The sequence below is a fragment of the Streptomyces sp. DSM 106670 genome (assembly GCF_055792845.1).
Genome location: NZ_CM147704.1, coordinates 5,261,372 through 5,285,932, shown reverse-complemented (window position 1 = coordinate 5,285,932; position 24,561 = coordinate 5,261,372). Strand labels below are relative to the sequence as shown.

At 71.5% G+C, this 24,561-nt stretch carries 22 protein-coding genes and 3 pseudogenes; 9 read left to right on the top strand and 16 right to left on the bottom strand.

Annotated features, from left to right (window positions below):
* Positions 1-3 precede the first annotated feature (3 nt).
* From ACSMXR_RS23565 to ACSMXR_RS23540, 6 genes are all read right to left on the bottom strand, one after another.
* Positions 4-2,337 (bottom strand): polysaccharide pyruvyl transferase family protein, encoded by a 2,334-nt coding sequence (locus ACSMXR_RS23565; RefSeq protein ID WP_473169855.1) that lies wholly within the window; start codon positions 2,335-2,337, stop codon positions 4-6.
* A complete protein-coding gene (locus ACSMXR_RS23560) occupies positions 2,334-3,665 on the bottom strand; it encodes a hypothetical protein (protein WP_473169854.1) in 1,332 nt (443 codons plus the stop codon). Before ACSMXR_RS23560 ends, ACSMXR_RS23565 begins: the two co-directional genes overlap by 4 nt.
* A gap of 61 nt (positions 3,666-3,726) precedes the next feature.
* Positions 3,727-5,160, bottom strand: coding sequence for a polysialyltransferase family glycosyltransferase (locus ACSMXR_RS23555; protein WP_473169853.1), 1,434 nt, complete (start codon positions 5,158-5,160; stop codon positions 3,727-3,729).
* A 2-nt stretch (positions 5,161-5,162) separates the two neighbouring features.
* A complete protein-coding gene (locus ACSMXR_RS23550; RefSeq protein WP_137232353.1) occupies positions 5,163-6,137 on the bottom strand; it encodes a glycosyltransferase family 2 protein in 975 nt (324 codons plus the stop codon).
* A gap of 152 nt (positions 6,138-6,289) precedes the next feature.
* A complete protein-coding gene (locus tag ACSMXR_RS23545; RefSeq protein ID WP_473169852.1) occupies positions 6,290-6,817 on the bottom strand; it encodes a hypothetical protein in 528 nt (175 codons plus the stop codon).
* 94 nt (positions 6,818-6,911) lie between these two features.
* A complete protein-coding gene (locus tag ACSMXR_RS23540; protein ID WP_473169851.1) occupies positions 6,912-7,562 on the bottom strand; it encodes a TetR/AcrR family transcriptional regulator C-terminal domain-containing protein in 651 nt (216 codons plus the stop codon).
* A 38-nt stretch (positions 7,563-7,600) separates the two neighbouring features.
* Between ACSMXR_RS23540 and ACSMXR_RS23535 the strand changes: the two genes are divergently transcribed.
* Positions 7,601-9,046 carry an FAD-dependent monooxygenase gene (locus ACSMXR_RS23535; RefSeq protein ID WP_473169850.1) on the top strand — a complete coding sequence of 482 codons (1,446 nt, stop codon included), beginning with the start codon at positions 7,601-7,603 and terminating at the stop codon, positions 9,044-9,046.
* A 30-nt stretch (positions 9,047-9,076) separates the two neighbouring features.
* Here the strand turns inward: ACSMXR_RS23535 and leuE are convergent, their stop codons facing one another.
* Positions 9,077-9,742, bottom strand: coding sequence for a leucine efflux protein LeuE (gene leuE / locus ACSMXR_RS23530; RefSeq protein WP_030084585.1), 666 nt, complete (start codon positions 9,740-9,742; stop codon positions 9,077-9,079).
* 248 nt (positions 9,743-9,990) lie between these two features.
* Between leuE and ACSMXR_RS23525 the strand changes: the two genes are divergently transcribed.
* Positions 9,991-11,148, top strand: a complete 1,158-nt coding sequence (locus ACSMXR_RS23525) for a L,D-transpeptidase family protein (protein ID WP_473169849.1) — start codon at positions 9,991-9,993, stop codon at positions 11,146-11,148.
* A 255-nt stretch (positions 11,149-11,403) separates the two neighbouring features.
* On the opposite strand, the gene ACSMXR_RS23520 is transcribed toward ACSMXR_RS23525, so the two are convergent.
* On the bottom strand, positions 11,404-12,564 hold the full coding sequence (locus tag ACSMXR_RS23520) for a hypothetical protein (RefSeq protein WP_473169848.1): 1,161 nt from the start codon (positions 12,562-12,564) through the stop codon (positions 11,404-11,406).
* Complete coding sequence (locus ACSMXR_RS23515) at positions 12,564-13,340, bottom strand: RNA polymerase sigma factor (RefSeq protein ID WP_137232357.1); 777 nt, start codon at positions 13,338-13,340, stop codon at positions 12,564-12,566. Before ACSMXR_RS23515 ends, ACSMXR_RS23520 begins: the two co-directional genes overlap by 1 nt.
* Before the next feature lie 565 nt (positions 13,341-13,905).
* Between ACSMXR_RS23515 and ACSMXR_RS23510 the strand changes: the two genes are divergently transcribed.
* Positions 13,906-15,081 carry a UDP-N-acetylglucosamine--N-acetylmuramyl-(pentapeptide) pyrophosphoryl-undecaprenol N-acetylglucosamine transferase gene (locus ACSMXR_RS23510; protein WP_473169847.1) on the top strand — a complete coding sequence of 392 codons (1,176 nt, stop codon included), beginning with the start codon at positions 13,906-13,908 and terminating at the stop codon, positions 15,079-15,081.
* A gap of 26 nt (positions 15,082-15,107) precedes the next feature.
* Here ACSMXR_RS23510 and ACSMXR_RS23505 read toward each other — a convergent pair.
* The 4 genes and pseudogenes from ACSMXR_RS23505 to ACSMXR_RS23490 form a co-directional block, all read right to left on the bottom strand.
* Positions 15,108-15,377: pseudogene (locus ACSMXR_RS23505) on the bottom strand (arsenate reductase/protein-tyrosine-phosphatase family protein); the annotation flags it as partial.
* The gene (locus ACSMXR_RS23500) at positions 15,377-16,510 is read right to left on the bottom strand and encodes a DegT/DnrJ/EryC1/StrS family aminotransferase (protein ID WP_473169846.1); all 1,134 of its coding nucleotides are present in this window, start codon (positions 16,508-16,510) and stop codon (positions 15,377-15,379) included. The pseudogene ACSMXR_RS23505 and the gene ACSMXR_RS23500, both read right to left, overlap by 1 nt.
* Entirely contained in the window at positions 16,507-17,517 is a 1,011-nt protein-coding gene (locus ACSMXR_RS23495) for an ATP-grasp domain-containing protein (RefSeq protein WP_473169845.1), read from the bottom strand. The genes ACSMXR_RS23500 and ACSMXR_RS23495 overlap by 4 nt, the downstream gene beginning before the upstream one ends.
* Entirely contained in the window at positions 17,507-18,544 is a 1,038-nt protein-coding gene (locus tag ACSMXR_RS23490; protein WP_376188396.1) for a dTDP-glucose 4,6-dehydratase, read from the bottom strand. Before ACSMXR_RS23490 ends, ACSMXR_RS23495 begins: the two co-directional genes overlap by 11 nt.
* A 201-nt stretch (positions 18,545-18,745) precedes the next feature.
* Here ACSMXR_RS23490 and ACSMXR_RS23485 point away from each other — a divergent pair, with 201 nt between their 5' ends.
* Both ACSMXR_RS23485 and ACSMXR_RS23480 read left to right on the top strand, forming a co-directional pair.
* Positions 18,746-20,092, top strand: a complete 1,347-nt coding sequence (locus ACSMXR_RS23485) for a helix-turn-helix domain-containing protein (protein ID WP_473169844.1) — start codon at positions 18,746-18,748, stop codon at positions 20,090-20,092.
* A gap of 227 nt (positions 20,093-20,319) precedes the next feature.
* Positions 20,320-20,439 carry a transposase gene (locus ACSMXR_RS23480; protein ID WP_473169843.1) on the top strand — a complete coding sequence of 40 codons (120 nt, stop codon included), beginning with the start codon at positions 20,320-20,322 and terminating at the stop codon, positions 20,437-20,439.
* 26 nt (positions 20,440-20,465) lie between these two features.
* Here ACSMXR_RS23480 and ACSMXR_RS23475 read toward each other — a convergent pair whose 3' ends face one another.
* Complete coding sequence (locus ACSMXR_RS23475; protein ID WP_137232364.1) at positions 20,466-21,038, bottom strand: TetR/AcrR family transcriptional regulator; 573 nt, start codon at positions 21,036-21,038, stop codon at positions 20,466-20,468.
* Between the two features lie 237 nt (positions 21,039-21,275).
* On the opposite strand from ACSMXR_RS23475, the gene ACSMXR_RS23470 reads away from it, so the two are divergent.
* The 3 genes from ACSMXR_RS23470 to ACSMXR_RS23460 all read left to right on the top strand — a co-directional run bounded on the left by ACSMXR_RS23470 (position 21,276) and on the right by ACSMXR_RS23460 (position 23,054).
* Entirely contained in the window at positions 21,276-21,635 is a 360-nt protein-coding gene (locus tag ACSMXR_RS23470) for a darcynin family protein (RefSeq protein ID WP_137232365.1), read from the top strand.
* Between the two features lie 414 nt (positions 21,636-22,049).
* On the top strand, positions 22,050-22,733 hold the full coding sequence (locus ACSMXR_RS23465) for a siderophore-interacting protein (RefSeq protein WP_137232366.1): 684 nt from the start codon (positions 22,050-22,052) through the stop codon (positions 22,731-22,733).
* Positions 22,734-22,823: 90 nt separating this feature from the next.
* On the top strand, positions 22,824-23,054 hold the full coding sequence (locus tag ACSMXR_RS23460) for a bacteriocin immunity protein (RefSeq protein WP_137232367.1): 231 nt from the start codon (positions 22,824-22,826) through the stop codon (positions 23,052-23,054).
* A gap of 9 nt (positions 23,055-23,063) precedes the next feature.
* Here the strand turns inward: ACSMXR_RS23460 and ACSMXR_RS23455 are convergent.
* Positions 23,064-23,307, bottom strand: a pseudogene (locus tag ACSMXR_RS23455) (IS5/IS1182 family transposase); the annotation flags it as partial.
* Positions 23,308-23,442: 135 nt separating this feature from the next.
* On the opposite strand from ACSMXR_RS23455, the pseudogene ACSMXR_RS23450 reads away from it, so the two are divergent.
* A pseudogene (locus ACSMXR_RS23450) lies at positions 23,443-23,558 on the top strand (glycosyltransferase); the annotation flags it as partial.
* A gap of 17 nt (positions 23,559-23,575) precedes the next feature.
* Here ACSMXR_RS23450 and ACSMXR_RS23445 read toward each other — a convergent pair.
* Positions 23,576-24,514: a LysR family transcriptional regulator gene (locus tag ACSMXR_RS23445; RefSeq protein WP_473169842.1), complete on the bottom strand. Its 939-nt coding sequence runs from the start codon at positions 24,512-24,514 to the stop codon at positions 23,576-23,578.
* Positions 24,515-24,561: the final 47 nt, after the last annotated feature.

The window sequence follows — 24,561 nt, the reverse complement described above, 5'->3', positions numbered from 1 at the left end:
CTCTCAGAGGGTGGGCGGGGCGGTACGGACGGAGGGGGCGGCGCGGTCCTCGTCGGCGGCGGACCGGGGCGCGGGAACCACGGGTCCGGTGCCCGGATCGCCGAACGGGTCCGGGAGGCCGGTGAGTTCACGGAGCCGGGCGAGGTTGTCCCGGGTCACCGCCCACAGCGCCCGCTGCCGGTCGTGGACGTCGGCCACCGCCGCAGCGTGGTCCGCCAGCACCGCCCGGGCCCGCTCCGCGAGCCGGGCGCCGAGGGCCCGTTCGTGGACGGAGACGCCCCAGTCGGGCCGGTCGATGTCGGCGAGGAAGTAGGCCAGTTTGGGGTGCGAGACCAGGCTGATGACGGGGGTGCCGCAGCCGAACGGGATCATCCCGGCGTGCCCGCGCATCCCGATCACCAGCCGGGTGCGCCGGTAGAGATCACGGATCTCGTCGTTGGAGAGGAGATACAGCGGCTCCACGGGGAGGACGAGGCCGTGCTCCCGGCGCAGATCGTCTACGAAGCGTTCGTCGGCGGGCATGTGCGCGGCGTAACGGACCTCCGCGGAGGCCGAGACGGCTCTGATCGCGGCGGCCATCTCCGCCAGGAAGTGCCCGTAGTCGTGACCGAAGCGGAGTCCGGCCCGGTCGTAGGCGCAGTTGATCAGCACGGTGTCCTCGCGGGCCGCCGGTTCGGCGAGGCGGAGATCGAGGTGGCGGGCGACGGTGGTGGGGCAGGGCTGGTAGCGCACCTTCTCGCGGAGGGAGGCGGGCAGCAGTTCCCGGACCCGGGCGACGGAGCCGTGGTTGCGCAGCCCGAAGAACGCGGACCGCTCGACCAGGGCCCGCAGCGAGGCCGCGAACCGTTCGCGGCGGTAGCGCTGGCCGTCGAAGACGTTGTAGCCGACGGCGAAGACCGCCAGGGGTGCGGTGATCCGGGCGAGCACGTCGTCGGGGATGTTCCACTGCCAGCCGCTGTTGCCGTTGGGCGCGGTGTCGGGGAGGAAGAGTCCGCCGCCGCCCACGATCACCGCCCGCCGGGCGTTGAGCCGTTCGAGGCCGGCCTCGTCGACCAGCAGGTGCGCGTGCTGCTGATGCCAGCGGTCCGGGCCGGTGTCGGCGGTGAAGCAGCTGCGGACCGCTTCGGGGAGCACCTTGTCGCCCGCGTTCTCCTCGCCGTCGGCGAACAGGGCGACGTGGGCGAGCTGTTCACCGGGCGGGGCGCCTGCCGAGGGCCGGTCCGGGATGACCGATGCGGTCGTACGGGTGTACCAGGCACGGCAGTTGGCGTCGGTGGGGTCGGCCTCCAGCCCCGCGAGCGCATAGCCGCGGGCGTCCTCGGTACGGCCCAGCAGCCAGGCGAGCCGGGCGAGTTGGCCGAAGGCGCGGGGGGCGAAGTCCGGTGAGGCGGTGGCCAGCAGCAGATGCGTCTCGGCCTCCTCGTACCGGGACAGCGCCATCAGGCAGACGCCGAGCGTCTCGTGGCAGCGCGGCAGATCGGGGCGGTCCACGACGGCCTCGCCCAGCAGCGCCACGGCCTCGTCGTGCCGGCCGCGCCCCCGGTGGATCTCGGCGATCTGCCGGACCAGGTCGATCGGCACTCGGCGTACGTCGGGGAACGGGAACGGGAGCGCGAGGTGCAGCAGCAGATCGGGGTGCTTGGGGCCGGGCAGGGCGAGGTAGGCGGCCCGGAACGCCTCGTCGTCCAGGTCGAAGCGGTCCCGTGCGGCGTGGGCGGGTCCGGTACCCGATGAGGGCGTACCGGCGAAGTTCAGGACGACGACGCCCTCGGGGACGGCCAGGTCGTCGCGGAGCCGCAGTGCCCGGAAGTCGTACCGGGCGTCCAGGGGTACGAGGAGGCTCTCCGGGATGTCCGGTGCGGCCGCGGGCGGTACGGGCCGGTCGAGGTCCTGGCGCTGGATCACCAGCAGGCCGTCGTGCGGGTCCGGGGCGCCGTCGGGGCCGGGGCGCGGTACGGCGGCCACGCCCGTACGGAGCTTCAGCAGGGCGTCGAGCGGGCCGAGGACGACCATGGCGGGGGCGAGGGCGACCACGGTGTCGTACCCGTCGAGGCCGAACACCTCGTGGCGCCCGGCGGCGTTGCGCGGGACCAGCCGGGGGTGCAGCCGGCGGGCGGCCTCGAAGTCGGTGTCCGGCAGGCCGGGGTGCAGGACGACGACGTCCTCGCAGAGGGCCGGGTCGCTCAGCGCGAGGCTGCGCAGGAGGATCCGGAGGCCGGGCAGTTCGTCCGCGCCGGCGACGTACACGGCGAAGGCGATCCGCCGTTTCCCGGTGACGGCCCTGCGGTCGTCGGCGGATGCGGACCCGGCCACGGGGGTGGAGTCGTGCGTCGTCATCTCAGGGTGATCCTCACTGCGGTGTCGTCCGTGGTCCCGGTGCGGGCCCCGATCCACTCCCGCTCGCGCGGGGAGAGGGCCGCCGGTCCTTCGAACCCGATGAGGTCCACCCGGGCGGGCGTGCCCAGGAAGTCGAGGAGCCGCAGCACGGTGTACGCGGTGCTCGCGGGCCCTTCGCCGTCGGCCGGCTCGCCGAGCAGCGCCGGATCGTGCAGCGGGCGGCGCAGCGAGGCGTCGCCGATGCGGTCCTGCGCACCAGGGACGAGCCGGCTGCGCAGGGCGAGCCGCCAGTGCGGGAGCGGGTCGCCGAAGACCAGCCGGACGCCCGCCCGCCGGTCCCAACGGGGGCCCTTCCACGGGCTGTCGCCGCGCAGGGTGCAGGCGTGCAGGTCGGTGCGGGCGGTGGGGGCGGCATGGCGCGCGGTGTCGCAGCGCACGACGAGGTCGTAGCCCTCGATCAGGGCGGCCGCCGCGCTGCCGGGCCGCTGCTCCTGCTCGGCGGTGCGCGGCGTGTCGGCGACCAGGCACACCGTCCGGCCCGCGACGAGCCGGCGCAGACCGGGTACGCCGATGGGCTCGGCCCCGCCGAGGAGCGGGTCGGCCATCGGGTCGTGGTCCGAGAGCCGGCGGTGCTCGGTGTAGAGCGCGGCGAGCCGGCGTACGGCCGGGTCGGCGGTGCCGAGTTCGGCGGTACGGCGGCGGACCAGGTCGGTGAAGGCGGCGCGGGCCTCGGCGGCGGGCAGATGGCGGGAGAGCCGGACGGCCCCGGCACCATCTGCGTGTCCGGCCCCGACCAGGGCCAGCGCCTCGTCGATGCGGTCGCCCGCGGCGCGGAGGGTGGCGACGCGGCGTTCGACGTCGCGCGAGGCGGCGGCGTTCTGCTGGAGCGCGAGGTGACGTTCGTACGCCGTGATCGCCTCCTCGCGCCGGCCGAGCGCGTCCAGGGCGCTGCCGCGCAGCCGCCAGGCGCCCTTGGAACGGCCGCGCAGGGCGGTGGCCTCGTCGGCGAGGGCCAGGGCGAGGCGGGCCCCGGCTTCGCCCCCGCTGTCCAGAGCCTGCTGTCCGGTCCGCAGCAGCGCGTCGAACGCGTCGGCGCCCGGGGTGGAGCACGCGGTGGTCAGGGCGCCGATCGACGCGATGAGCCGGGTGCGCCGGGCGTCGGTGAGGGGCCCGGAGGCGGCGAGGGCGGCAAGGTGGTCGCCGCAGAACCGCAGGGCGGCCAGGAGCGCCGGGTCCGGTCCACCGCCGGGGCGCGCCCGGGGCGGCGTTCCCGGCCGCCCCGCTATCGCCCGTACTGACGTGAGCAGCCCGGTGAGGGTCTGGCCCATGCTCGTTCCGCCGTTCTGTGAGTCGGACGCCGGCGCCGGGGTTCGTTGCCCCGGCCCCTGGTCAGAGGCCCAGGGTGCTGCGGGTGCGCCGTACGGTGCGGCGCAGCCGAACCGCCGCTCCCCGGGGGCCGCCGCCGGGCAGGGTGAGGCTCTGCAGGCGGCGGCGCTTGAAGTAGTGCTGGGTGGTGGGGTCGAGGTGCTCCCGCAGCCATTCCTCGGCGTCGGGGCGCAGCCCGGGGTGGAGCTTGGCCTGCATGCAGTAGCCGACGGTCCGCAGCAGCGGGGCGAGGCTGTCCGGCGCGGTGCGCGGCAGACGGGGAACGCCCCCGGCGCCCCGCGCGTCCGGGCCGTCCGGGGCGGGCAGCTCGTCCAGGTCGGGCACGAGGTGGTCGGTGATCGTCAGCGGGATGCGGTTGCTGTTCTCGTACGGGGTGATGCGGTCGAGGACCAGCCGGGTGCCGACGCGGGCGACGGGGATGCCGTAGTAGGCGGCGGCGGTGAACATCGCGGTGGAGAAGCAGCCGACGACGAGGGTGGGCGCGCACCGCTCGTACAGCGTCTCGGCGAGCAGCGGGCCGTCCAGCGTGGTGAGCCGTACGCCGAGTTCGGCGGCGGCCTCGTCCAGGGCGCGGGAGTAGCGGGCCGGGGCGGTGGGGTGGGGCTTGAAGAGGATGGAGGTGTGCCCGGCGCGGGCGGCTCCGCGCAACATCCGGATGTGCAGGTCCTCTTCCTCCTCCGGGGTGAGGATGGTGAGGGCGGCGAGGTACTGGCCGAGCAGCATCGCGGTGGGGGCGGCGGCCTCGGCGGCGGCGAGCCCCTTGTCTCCCTCGGCCGCGGCGGCGATCTCGGAGAGGACGGCGCGGAAGGCGTCGTCGGGGACGAGTTCGGGTTCGACGCCGGCCTCGGCGAGGAGGAGCGGGCGCACTCCGGTGACCAGGTCGAGGTGGAGGACGCGCCGGATGCGGCAGGCGATGGACTGGGGCAGCCGGTTGCGGGTGGGGCCGTAGCTCATCAGGCCGTCGGCGTAGACGTGCACGGCGCTCTCGGAGAAGATCGCGGCGAGTGCGCGGGCCGGGTTGACCTGGATGGACTCGACGGCCAGGTCGACGGGGGCGTCGGGCGCGATGTCCCAGGCGAGGCGGAAGGCCCGCTGCCACAGGACGGTCTCCTCGGAGCGGGGGCCCCAGCCGCTGGGGTGGTGCGGGCTGATCGCCTCGTTCCAGTCGACGACGGCGTCGAAGCGGGCGGCGAGGGAGCCGTAACCGCGCATCTCCTCCAGGCGGAGGGCGGTTTCGGGGACGGCCGCGTTGTTGGAGACCAGCAGGATACGGTGGCTGTCGGTGGCCCGGCCGAACTGTCCGGCGTCGAGCGCGGCGGCGAGGGTGGCCGCGCCGTACAGGGTGGAGACCTGGAAGATCTGGGTGCGCGGGGGCGTACGTACGGGCGCGGGACCGGGCGAAGGTACGGGCGCGGGTGCGGGCTCGGGTGCGGTCATCGTCAGGCGGCCTTCTGCTTGGTCTGCTTGGTGCGCAGACGGCTGAGCAGCGTGCCGCGCCTCTCGTCGATCATCGTCAGGGTGCGGTCGAGCACGTCCTGCGGCATCCGGCCCAGCGCGGCGGTGGACTCGGCGCGCAGCCGGCGGGCGGTGGCGGGCTCGTAGTCGTCGGCCTTCTCGTTGTGGAAGGCGATCATCGCGCAGTACGTACGGACGGCCTTCGGCAGCAGGACGTCCGCGTCCCGGTCGGCGCGCAGCTCGTCGAGCAGGGTGTCGTAGGAGGCGAAGAAGTCGAGCTGTCGGGCGTCCTTGATCTGGGTCAGGGAGGTGGTGACCCCGCGCCGGTAGAAGATGCCGTACAGCCCGAGCGCCGCGTAGGTGCGGGCGCGCAGATGAAGCTGCCAGATCCACAACCGGTCCTCGGCGGTGCGCAGTTCGGTGGCAAAGCGCTGGGCGCCGTCCGCGAAGAGCCGCCGGTGGTAGATCCCGGCCCAGACGAACGGGTAGTCGACCATGGTCTCGCGCTCGGGCACCCCGATGCCGTCGCGGGGGTCGAGCACGGTGTCGCGGAGGGGCGCGGGGGCGCGCCGCACGACGCGGGTGGTGCCGGTGGACTGGACGTGGTCGGTGCGGGCGAAGTCGCAGTCGAGGTCCTGGGCGGCGCGCAGCATCCGTACGAGATGGCCGGGGGCGTACCAGTCGTCGCCGTCGAGGAAGGTGAGGTAGTCGCCCTCGGCGGCGTCGATGCCGCTGTTGCGGGCGGCCGCGATGCCGACGTTCGTACCGTGTCTGATCACCCGGGCGCGCGGCAGCCGCTCGGCCCAGTGGTCGACGATGTCCTGCGTGCCGTCGGTGGACGCGTCATCGACCAGCAGGAACTCGATGTCCGGGTCCGCGTTGCGGGCCAGGCCGCCCAGCGTGGTCGGGGCGTAGGCCGCGACATTGTGGAACGGTACGACAACGGACAGTTTCGGCACGCGCGCCCTCACCTTCGATCATGGTCCCGACAACGTAGTGAGACGGCGGAAGGATCGGGTGACACCTGCCACGACAGCGGGTGAACTCTGCGCGTCCGCCGGATGACCGGGCACACGGTTCGACGCGGCCCGTCGGCCGGAACCGGACCTCGCTACAGCTGGTCGCCCCTGTTGGGCGGTTTCGGAGGATGCGTACCGCCGCCGTCCTTGATGTCCGCTTCGCAGGTGCGCCGGTCGTAGGACTGGTCGTTGGGGATCAGCAGCACGGCGTCGACCTGCTCGGGATCTTCGACGTCGAGCCACTGGTCGCCCGCGCGGGAGTCGTCGGCCGGACCGAACGCCTGGGACGAGGAGATCGTCTGGCACCCCAGCGTCACGCGCTTCTCGTCGACCGCGCAGGCGTCCACCGAGGGGTGGTCATATGCACCGACGCCGTCGAAGCGGAAGCGGAAGTGGAGCTGGTCGCCTTCGGCGGGCACCTGCGGGTGGATGTCGAGGCTCCAGTCGACGACCTCGGCGGTGACGCCGTGGCTCCGCCCGTACGTGTCCACGACCCGCACCCTGACACCGGCCTCGCCGCGCTCCGCCGTCGTGTCGGTGCAGCCCCAGGAGGAGCAGCCGGACAGGGCGAGCATCAGCAAGGCCGACGGGGCGATGGCACGTACCCGTGCGGGGAACACTGAGATGACCTCCGGTCGGCGTGCGGCGGGGCAGTGTATCCCGGGGCCCGGCTGCTGCGGGTGACGGCGGCGAGTGCCCGCGGCCCGCCCCGCCTCACCGCACCCCGTACCGCGCCTCGATGCCCGCGACGATCAGCAGCAGGCCGTCCTCGAAGCGTTCGTCGTAATCGGTGAAGATCTCCGGCCCGGCGGCGGCCGCGAGGGGGAACTCCGCCATGCGGGCCGCCCGTTCGTCGACGTCGAAGCCCTCGCGCCGCTCGTCCGGCATGGGCCGGACGCCCTGTTCCTCGGTGACGAAGCCCATCGTGTACGCGGACGCGGTGGTGCCGGCGCGGACCGCCTGGCGCAGGGTGAAGCCCGCCTCGGTCATGGTCCGCAGATGCGCGTCCAGGCCGGGGGCGTGGTCGGTGCCGGTGAAGCGGGCGCCGCTGTAGACCTTCGCGCCGTCGCGGTAGCTCAGGAGCGCGGTACGCAGGGCGGTGTTGTACACGACGAGCTGCGCCTGCCAGGTGGCGGGAGCCGCGTCGGGGCCGGGGAGGCCGTCGGAGAGCATCCGGCGGTACATCAGCGTGGCCATCTCGTCGAGGAGGGCCTGCTTGTCCTTGAAGTGCCAGTAGAGGGCGGGCGCCTTGACGCCGAGCTCGCCGGCGATGGCCCGCAGGCTCAGACCGTCGAGTCCCACCTCGTTGAGCAGCCGCAGGGCGGCGTCGGCGACGCGCGCCCGGTCGATCTTCGTCGTAGCCACCTTGACAATTTAACAGCGTTAAGCGCAGACTCCGAATCATGGAACTTAACAGCGTTAAGGAAAGTGCCCTCGTGCCGGCCGCGGTCGACGTCCTGATCGTCGGCGCCGGCCCCAGCGGTCTCGCGCTCGCCGTCGACCTGGCCCGCCGGGGCGTGCCCGCCCTGGTCGTCGAGCAGGCGGAGACCCTCTTCCCCGGCTCCCGGGGCAAGGGCGTCCAGCCGCGCACCCGGGAGGTGTTCGACGACCTCGGCGCGGGCGATGCGGTGCGCGAGCACGGCGGCACGGCGCCGACCGGGATGACCTGGGCGGACGGCGTACGGCAGGGCCCGTACGAGATGTTCCGCAGGGCGGCGCCCACGGAAGCGGAGCCGTACGGGGAGCCCTGGCTGCTGCCCCAGTGGCGGACCCAGGAGATCCTGCTCGGCCGGCTGCGCGAACTCGGCGGCGACGTCGCCTTCTCCACCGCGCTGACCACGCTGGCCCAGGACGCCGACGGGGTCACCGCCGAGCTGACGACCGGGACCGTCCGGGCCTCCTGGCTGGTCGCGGCGGACGGCGGGCGCTCCACCGTGCGGCGGGCGCTCGGGGTGGGCATGACCGGCGGGAGCGTCGATCCGGCGCCGATGCTCGTCGCGGACGTGCGGATCGCGCCCGCCGCCCTCGACCGGGACAACTGGCACATCTTCCTGGGCGACGCGGGCTACACCACCCTGTGCCCGCTGCCCGGCACGGACGACTTCCAGCTGGTCGCCCAGTTCAAGGAGGGCGCGCCCGATCTCGCGCCGGAGGCCGTACGCGCCCTGGTCGCCGACCGCACCCACCTGGCCGCCCAGGACGTCACCGAGGTCCGGTGGTCCTCCGACTTCCGCCCGCGCGCCGCTCTCGCCGACCGCTTCCGGGCGGGCCGGGCGCTGCTCATGGGCGACGCGGCGCACATCCACTCCCCGGCGGGCGGCCAGGGTCTGAACACCAGCGTCCAGGACGCGTACAACCTGGGCTGGAAGCTCGGTCAGGTGCTGCTGCACGGTGCGCCCGAGGCGCTGATCGACAGTTACGAGCAGGAGCGCCGCCCGGTCGCCGAGGCGATGCTGGGCCTGTCGACCCGGATCCACCAGGGCCGGCAGCAGCGCGGCCGGGACACCCAGCAACTCGGTCTCGGCTACCGGGGCGGCCCGCTCTCCACCGGCCGGGCGGGCCTGCTGGAGGCGGGCGACCGGGCGCCGGACGGGCCCGCCGGTGCCCACGGGCGGCTGTTCGACCTGTTCCGGGGGCCGCACTTCACGCTGCTGGCCCTGGGCACGGACGCCGCGCTTCCCGCGGTGGCGGACGCGTCGGTGCGTACGTACCGGGGCCCGGCCCCGCAGGCGTACGGACCGGGGCTCTTCCTCGTCCGGCCGGACGGCTACATCGGCTGGGCGGGCGAGGACCCGGCCGGGCTCGCCGCGTACGCCGAACCCCTGGGTCTTGACCTCACGTCCGCTTGAGACCGCCCACGGAACGGGCCGCTCCGTCGGCTACACGCTGCTGAGCGAGAGCTTGGCGGCGAACCCGAGGAACAGGACGCCCGCCGCCGAAGTCGCCCCCGCCGACAGCCGCTTGCGCCGGCGGAAGGCGGCGGCGAGTCGGGTGCCGCCGAAGATCAGCACCGAGAGGTACGCGAAGCTGGCGAGCTGGAGCAGTGTGCCCAGCACCAGGAAGGACAGGGCCGGGTAGGCATAGCCCGGGTCGACGAACTGCACGAAGAAGGAGATCAGGAACAGGATCGCCTTCGGGTTGATCAGACTGACCACCAGCGCCCGGCGGTAGGGCCGCTCCATGGAGGCCGCGGCCTCGGGCGCCTCGGCCGTCTCGACCAGTTCGGCGGTACGCCGGTGCCGCTCGCGCCACAGGGACACGGCCGCCCGCAGCATCCCGATGGCCATCCAGGTCAGATAGCCCGCGCCCGCGTACTTGACGATCGCGAAGAGCAGCGGCGTGGTCTGGAGCAGGGACGCGGCGCCGAGCGCGGAGAGCGTCATCAGGACGGTGTCCCCGGTCCAGACGCCCGCGGCGGCGGTATAGCCGGTACGCACGCCGCGTCGGGCCGCGACGGAGAGCACGTACAGCGAATTCGGCCCCGGCAGAAGAACGATCAGCGCCAGGCCGGCGAGATAAGTCGGAAGGTCGGTGACACCCAGCATGGACGGAGTCTCGCACGTCCGTACGGGTCGCCGTCCAGCGGTTTCACCAGGCGAAATCAGCGGTCCGGCGCACGGCGGGAAAGCGCCTGCTCCGCGGTCCGGACCCGGCCATGATCCACCGGGCGCACCCTCGGGGGGCTGGACGCGCGGCGCGGGTCCGACGGAGGATTCGGTGACCGGGCCGGACGGGAATCCGTCATCCGTACAGGAGGCGCCGGGTCGGCGGGTGAGCCAGGGGGGACCGAGCGATGGCGGACACGAACAGCGGGTGGGACGGCCGAGGGGCGAGGGGCGGCATGGAGGCGGCGCGGGCGCAGGAAGCGATATCGGGACCGGGCGTATCGGGACCGGGCGGTACGGGAGCGGGCGCCTCGGGACCGAGCAGTGCGGGATCGGGCGCATCGGGACCGAGCAGTGCGGGACCGAGCAGTGCGGGATCGGGCGTCTCAGGTCCGGGCGTCTCAGGTCCGGCGGCCCCGGGCCCGAGGGCCGCCCGGTCCCGCCGCGTCACCGCCGTACCGATCGTATCGATCGTCGCCCTGGCCGCCCTCACGACCGCTTGCGAACCGGGGACCGCCACCGGGGCGCAGGACGCGCCGCCGCCGGTGCGGGCCACACAGGCCGCCGCGCCGACCGCGAGCCCCTCCCCCACCGCCTCCGCCACCGACGACGCCGAACCGCCCACGGCCTCGCCCACGACCCCGCCGCCGAGCCCGAAGGCGTCCACCGCCGCGCCGGCCCGCCCCGCCCCCGAGCCGAGCACCGCACCGCCGCCGCGCGTCCTGATGCGTACGGGATCCCAGAGCGACCAGGTGCGGGAACTCCAGGCCAGGCTCCGCCAGATCGGCCACTTCGGGCGCAACCCGACCGGCTACTACGGCTCCGTCACCGCCGACGCCGTACGGTCCTTCCAGGCCAAACGGCGGCTGACGGTCACCGGAAGCGCCGACGAGGTCACCTGGAAGCGGCTGCTGGCGATGACCCGGGTGCCGACGGCCGCCGAGCTGAACCCGCCGACCGAGCGCCCGGTGGCCACGCCGGACGAACGGTGCCTGAAGGGCCGGGTCCTGTGCATCAGCAAGAAGAGCCGGACGCTGGCGTGGATGATCGACGGCAAGGTCGTCTCCGCGATGGACGTGCGCTTCGGCTCGGAGTACACGCCCACCCGCGAGGGGGTGTTCGAGGTGTTCTGGAAGTCCCGGGACCATGTGTCGACGCTCTACGACACCCCGATGCCGTACGCCCTGTTCTTCAGCGGCGGCCAGGCGGTGCACTACTCCGCCGACTTCGCGGCCAACGGCTACGGCGGCGCCTCGCACGGCTGCGTCAACGTACGGGACAAGAAGAAGGTCGCGGCCCTGTTCGACCAGGTGAAGAACGGCGACAAGGTCGTCGTCTCCTGGTGATCCGGTACGGATGACCCGGAGCCGGTGATCCGGCGCGAGCACGTCATGAACAGGGAGGGAGAGGGCGCGGGCGGGACCGGGGGAACGTGTCCCGCCCGCGCCGATGCGCTGAGCCGAAGGTACGGGGGGAACCCCGGCTCGTTGCGCGGCCGATGACCAGTCGGCTCACTCTGTACTGCGCCCGGCGCCCGAAAAACGTCACACCTGGCTGTCCGAGCCGTCCGCCGGACCGCTCACACTCCCTGGATCCGCAGGTCAGCGGGCGAGTACGGAGGCCGCGCCGGAGCTCTTCGGGAGCGGCGAGCTCCCGGCATCCGCCCCGTCGGCGCCCGGCCCGGTCTCCACCGGCTGCTCCGGGGCGAAGCCGGAGCGCGGTACGGGATGGAAGGAGACGGGCGGCAATGAGCCGCCGCCGCCCGGTCCGCTCTGACCACCGTCGTCATCGCCGTCGTCCCCGCCACCGCCGGAACCACCGGAGCCACCGCTTCCACCGCTGCCGCCGCTCCCGCCGAGGAGGCGGTCGCAGAAGCGCTCCAGGTTCTTCTCGCCCTTCGCGAACTCGATCAGCTGCTGTCGGCTCCGGTCGTCCAGGGTGCCGTTGCGGAAGGCCTTGCAGGCCTTGACGGACTTCTCGTACCAGTTCCCGGAGTCCGTACCGTCACCGGAGCCGCCGGTTCCGCCGGGGCGTTCGTCCCGGCCGTCGCCGCCGCCGGAGGTCTCCTCGCGGCCGTCGCCGCCCGGCCGGTCCGGGGTGCCCGAACGGTCGCCGCCGGACTCCCGGCCGGTGTCGCCGGTCCGTGCTCCGTCGGGCGCCTCGGATCCGCCGGACTCGCGGGTCTCGGGCGAGGAGGACGCCTCCGGTGCGTCGGGCGGGGACGGGTCGGCCGGGGACGAGGAGCCGTCGGCGGGTTCGCTGGAGGCCAGCGGCCCTGGGGTCACGGCGGCCGATACGGAGCTGGCGGGCGCGGGCGAGCCCTGTCCGCCGAAGGTTCCGGTGAACACGCCCGTACCGGCGGCGACCGCGACCCCGCCGAGCGCACAGCCCGCGAGCGAGGCGACCAGGCCGAAGCGGACCGGCCGGCTCCAGCGCGGGCGGCGGGCCGGGGTGTCGGGGGCGGAGCCGATCTGGACGGCGTGCAGCATGCCGGGGTGTCCGGGAACGGCGGCGCCGGCGGCGCGGCCGGCGAGCCGGTCCACCCCGTTGCCGTGGCCGGCCTGCCGGAACGCGGCGAGGACGGCGTCCTCGCCGGGAAGTTCGCCTGCCGCGGTACGCAGCCCGCCGCGGGCCGTGCCGAGCGCTTCGGCGAGCCGGAAGGCGTCGGTGCGGGCCTGGTCGCCGACGGGGACGACAGGTTCGCCGCGGAGCAGTCTCTCCGCCGCGTCCTTGTCAAGCCACTCGTAGTGCTCGTCGGCCATCACATGTCCTTCTGCGTCCACGGTCGCGAATGCGTCACACCGGGAGTGACCCCGGCGGGCGCCGCCGGACCGCCCCGGCCGGGCCGCTGGGAGGGCACGGCGCCGAGCCCGGCGCCTCCGCCCGCGTCGGAACCGGCCTCTCCTCCGGCGCCCTGTGCCGGGCCGGCGGCCGGGGTTCCGTCCGAGGTGAACGCGCCATCGGCGGCCCGGGCTGCCGCGAGCTGCTCGTCGGCGCCGAGGAGTTCGGCAAGTCGCTTGAGGCCGCGGTGGGCGGCGGTGCGTACGGCGCCGGGCCGCTTGCCCAGGGTCTGCGCCGCGCTCTTCGCGTCGAGCCCGACGACCACCCGGAGGACGACGGCCTCGGCCTGGTCCTGCGGCAGCTGGGCGATGAGGGACATGGTGCGGTCGGTGTCGAGCGCCTCGATGGCGTCACCCGCGGTGTCGGACTCGGCGGCGCGCGCGGTCAGCTCGGTCTCATCACCGCCGATCGCGGGACGGCGGCTGCGCATCCGCAGATGGTCCAGCGAGCGGTTGCGCGCGATCCGCGCGGCCCAGCCCCGGAACCGGTCGGCGTCACCGCTGAAACGGTCGAGGTCGCGCGCTATCTGCAGCCACGCCTCGGACGCCACGTCCTCGGCGTCCGGTTCCCCGACCAATGTCCGTATGTAGCCCAACAACCGTGGCTGCACCGCGCGGTACACAGCACGGAAGGCGTCCTCGTCCCCGTCCTGTGCCGCGAGCACCGCGGCAGTCAGCTCCGCGTCGTCCCCCAGCACTCCCTCAACCCGCCCTGCCGTCCTCATCGCAGCTGGTCAACTGCTGCGCAACCCTGCGCGAACCAGCACGCTACGTGCTCGGCGGGGGCCACGTCCATGACTTGTACAACCCGCAACAATTCGTCGGGCGTCTTCCGGTGTGACAGAAAACGCAGTCATGGCGCTGAGATGAGTACGGGGTCGTGCTGCGACCCCGTGGAAGACGGCCGGGGCCTCTCCTGTGGGGGGTGGCGGCCCCGGTCGTCGCTCCAACACGTGGTCGCTTGACCAGGCGCTTTGTGGCCGCCTTCCTCCTCCGTGACCAACGGCGTGACCAACGCGCCGGCGAATCCCTTTCGGGTGAGCGCGTTCTCGGACGTCAGGTACCCCAGTGACCAGCGCTTTCCAGCGCCCACCCGACCCAGCAGCGTTCAGGCGTTGCGCGAACTCAGGACAAACTCCTGACACCTTCCCTTCGGCGCCGGAAGCCATCCACGCGAAGATCGCGCCCGAAAGAACAACCCAGGCGCCCCGTCGCCGAGACGATCCGAACGGTCACCGGACAGCAGCCACTAGAGTGCCCAGCGTGAACACCGCGCCTCAGCAGACGACCGTCTTCCGCCTGATCGTGACGGGCGGTGGCACCGGCGGTCACACGTACCCCGCTCTCACCGCGATCCGCACCTTGCAGGCACGGCTGGCCGTTTCCGGTCGCGCCCTCGACGTCCTGTGGATCGGAACGGCGGAGGGCCTGGAGGCCCGGGTCACCAGCGCGGAGGGCATCCCGTTCACCACCGTCGCCACGGGCAAGATCCGGCGTCACGCGAACCCGCTGAAGATGGTGTCGCCCGCCAACGTCCGGGACATGGCTCGCGTCCCGCTCGGGGTGGCCCAGGCGCGCAGCGCGGTCTCCGCCTTCCGGCCGGACGTCGTCCTCGCCACGGGCGGTTACGTAGCCGTGCCGGCCGGGCTCGCAGCGCGGATGTGCCGAGTCCCGCTGGTCCTGCACGAACAGACCGTCCGCCTCGGCCTCGCCAACCGTAAGCTCGCCGGCTCCGCCGCGCGGATCGCCGTGTCCTCGGAGTCGACCCTGCCGCTCCTGCCGGAGAGCGTCCGGCCGACGGCAGTGGTCACCGGCAACCCCGTACGTCCGGAGGTCCTGACCGGCCACCCGGACAAGGCCGTGACGGCATTGGGTCTGCACGCGTTCGACCGGCGTCTTCCGACGGTGTACGTCACCGGCGGCGCGCAGGGGTCGCAGCAGATCAACGACGTGGTCGGCGGCGAACTGCCGTGGCTGTTGGAGCGCGCCAACGTGGTGCACCAGTGCGGTCCGGCTCACCAGGAGGCGCTGTCCGCGCGCGCCGCAGGGCTTCCGGCCTCCCTGGCCGCCCGGTACCACCTCACGGCCTTCGTCGGACCGGAGCTGCCGGACGTCCTGGCCCTGGCCGATCTGGTGATCTCCCGCAGCGGCGCGGGCACCCTGGCGGAGCTGACCGCCCTGGGCAAGCCCGCCGTATTCATCCCGCTCGCCACGGCGGCCGGGAACGAACAGGCCCACAACGCCCGCCACCTGGAGGAGTCCGGGGCAGCGGTCGCCCTCCTCGGCGAGGTCACCGGCGGGCACCTGCGCGAGGCGGTCGGCCCGCTCCTCGACGATCCGGCGCGCCGGGCCACGATGGCCGCAGCGGCCAGAGCCCACGGACGCCCGGACGCCGCGGAAAGGCTCGTGGACGTGATCCTGTCCGCAGCATCCCGGTAACAGCTTGGCCCGCAGACGGCCTGGAGGGCGGCAAGAACGGAGACGTCCATGGCGAGTACTGTGTCCGCCCACTCCAGCATGTCCAGGCTGATCTGCTGGGCACGGTGGGCAGTGAGGTCGTAGCCCAGCCGCCGCGCAGCGTTGATCATGGCGGAATGGGCTGGTTGGTCCTGCCATTTACTGATCAGTCCGGCCGAGCGGACGGCCATATGTGGTCCGCCCCGTCGAGCGAGAGCAAGCTGAGCGAAGGGGCTACGGCAGTAGTTCCCCAGACACACGACGAGCAGATTCGACATCATGAGCCGCCTGTGGCCTTGAGTGCATGTCCGAGAGTGGTCACCACTCGGTGGACGTCTGCCTCAGTGAGGTGCTGGTGGAAGGGCAGGCTCAAGATTTCCCGGCTGACCCGTTCGGTGGCGGGCAGGTCACGCGTCCAGCGTGCGAAGGCGGGCTGAAGGTGGTTGGGCGGGTAGTGAACGCCGACGCCGATGTTCCTCGCCCGTAGGTGGGCGAATACGTGGTCCCGGTGCGGCACGCGTACCTGGCACAGGTGCGGCACCGTGTGGCCGAGGTCGACATCGACGAGCGTCACCCCCTCCAGCGCGTCCAGGGCGTCTCTGTAGGTGCGCCACAAATGCCGCCGGGAGCGCACGGTGGCGTCGAAATGGTCGAACTGCGCCAGCCCGATGGCGGCGTTGATGGACGAGAGCTGATACCGCAGGCCGAAGCCTTCCACCCGGTAGCTGGTCGTCGCAGCGCGCTCGCTCTGGGACTGCGTGACGCCCAGCATGCGGAGTCGACGGACAGCGGCGGCCTCCTCGGGCGTACGGGGGATGACGGCCCCGCCTTGGCCACACGTCAGATTCTTGACCGGCCCGAAGGAAAGGCAGGTCAGGGCTGTGTCGTCGGCGCCGACGTGTTTGGGTCCGCAGTGAGAGCCGAAGGCGTGGGCGGCGTCCTCGATGACCACGATGCCCCGCTCAGCCAGATCCTCGCGAATGGAGCGGAGGTCGACGGCACGGCCACCGAAGAGCACCGGCAGTACGGCGGCCGTGTCATCAGTGACTGCGTCCATGACGAGTTGCGGGGTGACGCACAACGTCGCCGGGTCTACGTCGATGAACCGCGGGGCGGCTCCTACGGCCCGGACGGCCTGCACAGTGGCACAGAACGTCATGGACGGCACGATCACCTCGTCGCCAAGGCCGATGCCTGTGGCCAGCAGGGCACTGTGCAGGGCAGCGGTACCGGAACTGACGGCCACCACGTCGGGTACGCCGATGTACGCCGAGATCCGCCTCTCGAATTCGGCGGTGAGGTCAGTGTGCCCGTACTGGCCGGCCTCCAGGACGCGGGCGACGGACGCTGCTTCTCGTCCGTAGAGGTACGGGGACGCGTTGCGCCGGGCGTCGGGGATGGTCAGGCTCATGTGGTTACCCCGTTCATGGCGATGCGCTTCAGGTCGGCCGTCTCACCGACGGCCAACGTCTCGACGTAGTTGGTCAGGAACACCCCTGTCCGGTAGGCCAAGCGGTCGTGGTCGACCGGGAGGCCGAACAGTCCGTTGACCATTTGGCCGACCAGGTCGGCTCCGGCCGCCTCGGTCAGCGGGAACCCGCCGGCGATCCGGACGTTCAGTTCGGTGATGGTGACCTGGCCGTCTGCCTGAACGAAGCCTTGTACGCAGCACAGGCCCTCGGCACGTACGGCACGAAGGGCGGCCAGCACGAGACCGAGCACGGTGGTGTCGCGAAAGGTGGTGGAGACTGCGGCGAGTCCGGCCTTCACCAGGTCCCGGCGGCGCAGGATCGCCGACGCTCGGCCGGTGCGGTCCACCAGGCAGTCTGCCGTGAACTCGGTTCCGTACACCCGCTCCTGCACCAAAGCACACGGGATCACCTTGCTCAGCAGCAGGGCGTGCTCCTTCTTCTCGACGAAGTGGACGTGCTGGGCGCCGTGGCCGCGCCGGGGCTTGACCACCAACTGCGTGTTCTCGGGAACCCGGTCGAGGGTGTCGCCCCACCATGACCGAGGGGTTGGCACCCCCTGCTCGGTGAGCACGCGATGAAAGGCTGCCTTGTCGATGCATGTGTGTACCGACGAAGGTTCGGGCAGCCACATGCGCACGCCGATCTCCTCCAGCCGAGAACTCATGCGCAGCAGCGGCGGAAGATCGTTCTCGATGGCTGGTACCACCGCGTCCACCGCCAGCGCCCGGCACAGCCCGGTCATGCGGGCCCGGTAGTCCTGGTCGTCGGCTGTCGGAATGACCTGAGGCACGACTTGCGGGAGCAGGAAGCCCGGGGCAAGAGGGTTGGCGTCGGCGGCGATGACTCGGTGGCCGAGACGGGTAAGGCTCCGGGCCAGCCCAAAGCCGGGGTTGGCTCCAGTGCCCGTGACCAGGATCCGGCGCGGTGCGATCTGGTCAGCAGGCATGGTCGTCCTCCAGAGGTGCAAGCGAGGGGCGGAGGGCCGGCGGAGGGGTGCGCCGCATACCTCCGCTCGTGAGCGGAGCCCACCGGTCGGGGTTACGGCGATACCACTCTGCGGTTTCAGCCAACCCATCCTCCAACCGGTGAGCAGGCCGGTAGCCGAGCTGGTCGCGGGCCTTGGACCAGTCGATCGAGTAGCGGGCGTCGTTCGACGGTCGGTCGGGGATGTACGTGACCGCGTCCCATGTCGCGCCGCAGATGTTCAGCAGGTGGCCGGTCAGCTCCTTGGTGGACAGGTCAGTACCTCCACCGAGGTTGTAGACCTCTCCCGGCTCCCCATCACGCAGCACTGCTTCGATCCCGGCGCAGTTGTCTTCTACGTGCAGCCAGTTACGCACGTGCTGCCCCCGGTCGTGGAGCGTGACGGGTGCTCCTCGCAAGAGTCGGGTCAAGAAGAGCGGGATGACCTTTTCGGGGTACTGATAGGGCCCGTAGTTGTTGCTGCTACGAGTCGCACACAGCGGGAGCCCAAGCGTCCGGTAGGCGCCCAGGGCTACCAGGTCCGCGGCCGCCTTCGACACCGCGTACGGGACCGAGGGACGCAAGGGCGAATCCTCGGTCGCGGCCCCCTCCAGCAGCGGGCCGTAAACCTCGTCGGTCGAGACGTGGACGAACTTGTCGACGCCGTGGCGGTGTGCGGCGTCAACGAGGACCCGGGTGCCGAGAACATTCGTGGACAAGAACGCGTCGGCCGCGTTGTAGGAGCGGTCGACGTGGGACTCGGCCGCGAAATGCACCACTGCTGTGGGACCGGACGCCATCAGGCTGTCGACAACAGCTGCGTCACGGATGTCGCCGTGGACGAACCGTAGTTTGTCCGACAGAAACGCCATGCCCAGGTTCTCGATGTGACCGGCGTAGGTGAGGGCGTCAAGGACGGTCACACGGGCGACGTCCTCAGTCCGGATGATCCGCTTGACGAAGTGCGAGCCGATGAAGCCCGCACCTCCAGTGACGAGTACGTGTTTCATGCGCGCCTCCCGGAAGAATGGCGGCCCGGCACATCGCGCAGAAGGCCGATGCCGGCAGGCCGACGAGAGATGCCCGGAACCTCCCCGAGCTGCCTCCACGGTGGGCCGCACACCCCGTTGGAGTCTGTATCCCCGATGTGGGCCCGCTCTGCGAAGCGGGTCGCTACGGTGCCGTACAGACACCAGAGTCGGGGGGTGTGCATGAAGACGGAAGCAGTACGCCATCCCCTGACCTACGTGCGCCAACAGCGCGGGTGGAGCATGGAAAAGCTCGCCCACCACCTGAACCTGGCCGCGCAACGTCGCGGTCTTCGCATCGCTGCCGACCGCAGTCGCATCTACCGGTGGGAGCACAGGCGGGTAGGCGCTCCCAGCGACCTCTATCAAGAGCTGCTGGCCGACGTTCTGGGCATCGATTCCGCCCGATTGCGGACCGTGCCATGGCCGTGGTGGCTCCCCGCCTACGATCGCCCGTTCCCCTTCAGCCAAGCCGGCGTCCGCGCCGCCCACACGGAGCTATTGGTGGATCTCGACCAGCCCGACCGCCGTACCTTCCTCGCCCTCGCCGCCGGATCCTTAGTCGGAATGGCAACCGAATGGGCTCGCGTCGAACCCGAACGCCTGGCCGGGGCTCTGGCTGGGCACCGCGTCGACGAAAGCCTGCTCACCTGGCTGGAGAGCAGCGTCGAACGTCTCCCCGGCCTGGCGAACACATCCCCTAAGGAATGTGCTGACCTCCTCGGCGCGGCCATGCGCGTCGCCATCAACCTGCTCGACTCAGCCCGCTACGACGAACCCACCGGCCGCCGACTGCGTACCGTTCTGGCTCAGGCAGCCCAGAGCGCCGCCTGGCTCCACTTCGACCAAGGCCGCCATGCCTCGGCGCAACGCCACTGGCGCACCGCGCTGCACTCAGCCCACAGCGCCGACGACCGCGACCTCGGAGCCGGAGTCCTCTCCGACCTCGCCTACTCCGCCACTTGGCTCGGGCACCCCGGTGAAGCGGTCGAGATCCTCGCCCTTGCCCGTACCCGAACCCGCCACGCGACAGCCCGCTCCCTGCTGGATGTACGCCGGGCTCGCGCCCTTGCGGTCCTCCAGGACGATGTAGGCACCGCGCGCGCACTCAACGACGCCGAACACCAACTGGAGCGTGGCAGAGCACAATCCGCACCCCCGTGGGTGTCCTGGATGTCATCCGCCGACCTCGCCGTTGACGCGGGGCGCTGTTGGCTGGACCTGGAAGACCCACGGCGGGCCACCGCCGCGTTGGAGGAGGGCCTGGGCTTGCTGGTTCCCGAACGGGAGAGAACCCGCGCCATCATGCTCACCTATCGAGCCCACGCGGCGCTCGCCGACCACGACGTCGCCGCCGCCGTGGCGGACACGCGGACAGCTCTGGACACCGCTCTGGGCACAGGTGCTTCACGTTGCCTCGACCTGGTGCGCGGCACCCTGCGGGAGTCACTCGAACCCCACAAGGGCGAAGCCGCCGTTCAGGATCTGCGCTCGTACGCACATCAGCGGCTGGCGTCCGTGGCCACGTGAGCGGCCTGCCCGGGCACCCGGAGTGCTGGGCGCATCGCATCACCAACAGAGCCCAGGAACAGACAGAAGCACCTGAAAACGCGCCGAGACAGCCGGAAGTCAGGGACCGGCGCCCAGGACCTGTCCGGCCGATCATGAGACTACTTCGCAGTCGTGTCGTTGACGTGCGCATGGGGTGGGGTGCTCTGACGGATGCCGAGTGTGGCAGGTAGCGGAATCACCGGCAGGTGATCGACGGGATTCGGCACCTGGTGCGGCCCGGCGTCCAGTGGCGTGATCTGCCCGAGCGGTTCGTCCAGTGGAAGACGGTCTATTGCGAGACACCGATGACAGCCGTCGGTATGTGACCGGGAGTGACGCGGAGGGCTCGCCCTCAGAATTCCTCAGACCCGAAACCGTGGAAGAAGCTTCGTGCCTGCTCGTGGATGTCGAGCTGCGCCGGGTCGCGTCCGCTCATGATCCAGAAGAAGGTGGGCCCGATCAACAGGTCGATTGCATAATCGCCGGCCGGCCGGTGCGGGTCGACGCGATGCAGGACAGCCCTCGCGCTGTCCCTGAGAACGTCCTTGGTCGCGATCAACCGTTTCACCGCCGGATCGTGCTGCGCGGCCGCAAGCAGGGCGCGGTAGCCGGCTCCAGCCGGTGAGTAGGCGAGGAAGCGCATCAGCGCGTCGAGATAGGACGTGACCTCGTCGAGCCGGGTACCCGTCGGCTCGACGGCGAGTTCCTCCTCGGCGTCGTCCACACACGCCTCGAAGAGGATCTCCGCCTTCGTCGACCACCAGCGGTAGACCGTCTGCCGTCCGACGCCCGCCCGCACAGCGATGCCCTTCATGGTCATCGCCGCGTAGCCGACCTCAAGCAGCAAATCGTCGACGGCGTGCAGGACGGCCTCGCGCGCCTGCTCGCTGCGGGGTCGGCCACCGCGGCGTTTCGTCTCGATCACCCAGCCATCGTAGCGAGGCCGCCCGACGGGATCAGCACCTCACCAAATAACTGGACACCGTGTACCGATACCTCTAGGGTTTCGGTACACGGTGAACCGAAACCGGTGGGCGAGGGTCACGCCCGCCCTCGTCACAGAGGTCACGGGCACCCGCAGCTTCCCGGCTGGAATCCGACCTTCCCGGCCCGGTCGAGGCTCATCGTGACCCCCATCCAGCACCCCGCGAGGAGATTCCCCATGTCCGACTTCGAGCCCGCCGTAACGGCGTTCATCCTCCTCAAGACCAATCGAGCCTGGTTGGAGCTGTCCGTGCCGGAGCGCGTCGCCGCCTTCCAGGAGAGCGTCTTGCCCGCCGTCAGGGACAAGGCCGAGGACGTGCGTTGGCGCTACTTCGACACCGAGTTCTACACCGCCCGCGTTACCGACATCTGGGTCTGGGAGGCACGCGATCACCAGTCCTTCCAGTTGGTCGTCGAGGCGTTGCGCGAGACGCCGTTCTGGGACCACTACTTCGAGGTCGTCGAAATTCTTGTGGGTGTCGAGAACGGGTATGCCAAGAACTACGACCGCGGCATTCTGGCGACCGTCGACGCCTGAGCGTGCGTCAGCCAGTGCGGTGCGCAGGCAACCGTCCGTCGAACCGCGAGTCGGCACCGGGCGAACCCCGCACCGGAAGCACATGCCCCGGCTCCCAGCCGTCTCGGCCGACACCCATCCGGCAGCGCCAGCACTCGCCCGCGGCGCAGCGGCCTTGCTCTCGCCGCACCAGGCGGGTCTGGACTCCGGTCTCTGGGCATCACAGCCCTGGATGCCCGCACCAGCCTGGGCGCCACGGCCCGCCGACAGCACCCTGGGCGCCCGCGCCGGTCACTCTGCCGGTGGCGCCGCTGGTCGTGTTCGCCGGCTACGAGAACATCACCCAGACGCGCACGATCGCGAAATCACGCAAACACGCGATATCGCGCTTCGCCTCCCGCCGAGTACAACTCCCCGCCCCGTTGAGGAGCCTCAATGCCAGCCGTCCTGAACCCCGTCCTCGATCTTCTGACCATGCGCGGCACCGTCACCGAGGCTGAGCAGCTCACCGCCCGGATACGTCGGCTGCGCATCGAGAGCGGGCAGCTGGCCGGCTTGGAGGTCCAACCGGGCCAGCAAGTACGTGTCCTGGTGGGCGGACTCACCCTCCGTACGTACTCGATCTGGCACTACGACCCGTCCGGCGGCGTCGAGCTGTGCGTACTGGACCACGCCGAAGGTGGACCGGGCGCCCGGTGGGGCCACACTGTCGCACCGGGCGAACAGGTGCGGCTACGGCGGCCCGAGGGCACCTTCACGCTGCGCCCCGACGCCGCCCACCATCTCTTCGTCGGCGACGAGACAGCCTCGGTCGCGTTCGGTGCGATGCTCGCGGCGCTGCCCGGGGACGCCGTGGTCTCCGGGTGCATCGAGACAGCAACAGCCACGGACCGGCTACCCCTGCCATACGGCGACCGACTGGACTGGGTACTCCGGGGTGAGACGTCACTGCCGGACGCGGTACGGCGACTCGCCCCCGCACCCGGCGGGATCGCATATGTCGCCGGAGAGGCACGGGACGTGCAAGCAGTGCGGCAGGTGCTCCGGCAAGCGGGCTGGGACCGGCGTGCGGTCCTGACCAAGCCCTTCTGGACACCGGGCAAGAAGGGCATGGAATGACAGCCGAGGCGTACTCCTCCGCCCGCCACTCAACCGGCACTTGTCCGGCCGACCATGCTGCTCGTTAGGCTGATGCTCAGGGAGGCTGTGATGGGTGCCGTCGAGATGAGCCGGACTGAAGCGGTCGCGCTCGTGCAGCGGATCATGGATGCGGACTATGAGTCTGAGGACGATGCGGACGGGTGGCTGCAGAGGCTTGACAGCGCCCTGGCCTGCCCAACGGGCCATGTCAGCGATCTGATCTTCTGGCCCCCAGGGCGAGAGCTCTCTGCCGATGAGGTGGTCGATCAGGCATGGGCCTGTCGGGCAATCGCGTTGTGACACACGCGCTCAGGTGCGAAGCCAGATGAGCCAGATGACGAGGGCTGCTGCGGTTGCGGTGCCGAGGAAGACGTAGCCCGCGCTTGTCGTAGCGCGTTGCCACGGCTCTGGCGTGCTTGAGCCGGTTGATCGCGCGTTCGACGGTGTTGCGCTTCTTGTAGCGCTCTTCGTCGAAGCCGGGCGGCCGTCCGCCGCGTGACCCTTTGCGCAGTCGGGCGGCCTGGCTGTCGGCCTTCTCCGGAATCGTGTCGCGTTCCGCACCTTGCAGGCACGTCTGGCGGCTTCCGATCGGCCCCTCGGCGTCCTGTGGATCGGCACGGCGGAGGACCTGGAGGCCCGGGCCACGAGGAGGCGCTGTCCGCGCGCGCAGGCGGGACTTCCGGTCTTCCTGGCCGATCTGGTGATCTCCCGCAGCGGCGCGGGCACCCTGGCCGAGCTGACCGCCCTCGGCAAGCCGCCGTATTCATCCCGCTCGCCACCGCGGCCGGAAACGAACAGCCCCACCGAGGCCCCACGACGCCTCACCGCCCACCGTGTGCGAGCTCGTCCGCCGGTGCAGGGTGCGCGAACAGCGCCCGGACGGTTTCGGTGGCCAGGTCGCGCAGCCAGGTGTGGGCGCGGTCGTCGTCGTAACGCTGATGCCAGAGCAGGTACAACGGGACATCGGGCAACGGGAGCGGCGGCGCCATGGAGACCAGGCCGAGCCGGTCCCGGGCGGTGCGGGTGACCGCATCGGGAAGGGTCACCACCAGGTCGGTGCTGAGGGCGAGTTGAAGCGCGAAGGCGGCCGTCGGCCCGGCGACGACGACACGCCGTTCGAGGCCGTACGACGTCAGGGCGTCGTCGATCGGGTCGCGCAGGCTTCCGCGCCGCGAGACGGTGAGGTGCTCGGCGGCCGCGTAGCGTTCGAGGCTCATCGGGTCTTCGGCGAGCGGGTGGCCCGGGCGAACGGCGACGACCAGCCGGTCCGCGCCGACGAGACGGTGACGGACGTCGGGGAGCGTCGGAACGCTGGAGCTGGATTCGAGGTCGATCTCACCCCGCCGCAACTCGGGCCCGTCCGTGCCGGGTTCGGCGGACAGCCGCAACCGTACGCCGGGCGCCTGACGGTGGACAGCGGTGGTCAGGTTTGTACCGCAGGCCGCGGTCAGGGCGTCATGCCACCGCACGGTGAACACCCGGTCCAGAGCCGCCAGGTCGAGCTCCCGCTCGGCGGACAGGAGCTGGTGGGCCTGCTGCACGAGGGCGTGAACCTGGGCGCGCATGGCCAACGCGCGAGGGGTGGGGGTCATACTGCGGCCCGTGCGGACCAGGATCTGGTCGCCGGTGGCCTTCCGGATGCGCCCCAGGGAACGGCTCATCGCCGGTGAGGTGACATGGAGGCGAGCCGCGGCGCCGGCGACGCTGCCCTCTTCCAGCAGCGCGTCCAAGGCTGTCAGCAGGTTCAAATCCAGTTGCATGGCAGTAACTCTACAAGTGAAAAGCATGCACTTGTTGTTAACGACCG

Bases quoted from the DNA above. Each gene is read 5' to 3' on its own strand.
- ACSMXR_RS23500 (WP_473169846.1), bottom strand. From the start codon at position 16,510: ATGAGCCTGACCATCCCCGACGCCCGGCGCAACGCGTCCCCGTACCTC.
- ACSMXR_RS23495 (WP_473169845.1), bottom strand. From the start codon at position 17,517: ATGCCTGCTGACCAGATCGCACCGCGCCGGATCCTGGTCACGGGCACT.
- ACSMXR_RS23465 (WP_137232366.1), top strand. From the start codon at position 22,050: ATGCCAGCCGTCCTGAACCCCGTCCTCGATCTTCTGACCATGCGCGGC.
- ACSMXR_RS23445 (WP_473169842.1), bottom strand. From the start codon at position 24,514: ATGCAACTGGATTTGAACCTGCTGACAGCCTTGGACGCGCTGCTGGAA.
- ACSMXR_RS23460 (WP_137232367.1), top strand. From the start codon at position 22,824: ATGGGTGCCGTCGAGATGAGCCGGACTGAAGCGGTCGCGCTCGTGCAG.
- ACSMXR_RS23560 (WP_473169854.1), bottom strand. From the start codon at position 3,665: ATGGGCCAGACCCTCACCGGGCTGCTCACGTCAGTACGGGCGATAGCG.
- ACSMXR_RS23520 (WP_473169848.1), bottom strand. From the start codon at position 12,564: ATGGCCGACGAGCACTACGAGTGGCTTGACAAGGACGCGGCGGAGAGA.
- ACSMXR_RS23470 (WP_137232365.1), top strand. From the start codon at position 21,276: ATGTCCGACTTCGAGCCCGCCGTAACGGCGTTCATCCTCCTCAAGACC.
- ACSMXR_RS23565 (WP_473169855.1), bottom strand. From the start codon at position 2,337: ATGACGACGCACGACTCCACCCCCGTGGCCGGGTCCGCATCCGCCGAC.
- ACSMXR_RS23555 (WP_473169853.1), bottom strand. From the start codon at position 5,160: ATGACCGCACCCGAGCCCGCACCCGCGCCCGTACCTTCGCCCGGTCCC.
- ACSMXR_RS23490 (WP_376188396.1), bottom strand. From the start codon at position 18,544: ATGAAACACGTACTCGTCACTGGAGGTGCGGGCTTCATCGGCTCGCAC.
- ACSMXR_RS23485 (WP_473169844.1), top strand. From the start codon at position 18,746: ATGAAGACGGAAGCAGTACGCCATCCCCTGACCTACGTGCGCCAACAG.
- ACSMXR_RS23535 (WP_473169850.1), top strand. From the start codon at position 7,601: ATGGAACTTAACAGCGTTAAGGAAAGTGCCCTCGTGCCGGCCGCGGTC.
- ACSMXR_RS23525 (WP_473169849.1), top strand. From the start codon at position 9,991: ATGGCGGACACGAACAGCGGGTGGGACGGCCGAGGGGCGAGGGGCGGC.
- leuE (WP_030084585.1), bottom strand. From the start codon at position 9,742: ATGCTGGGTGTCACCGACCTTCCGACTTATCTCGCCGGCCTGGCGCTG.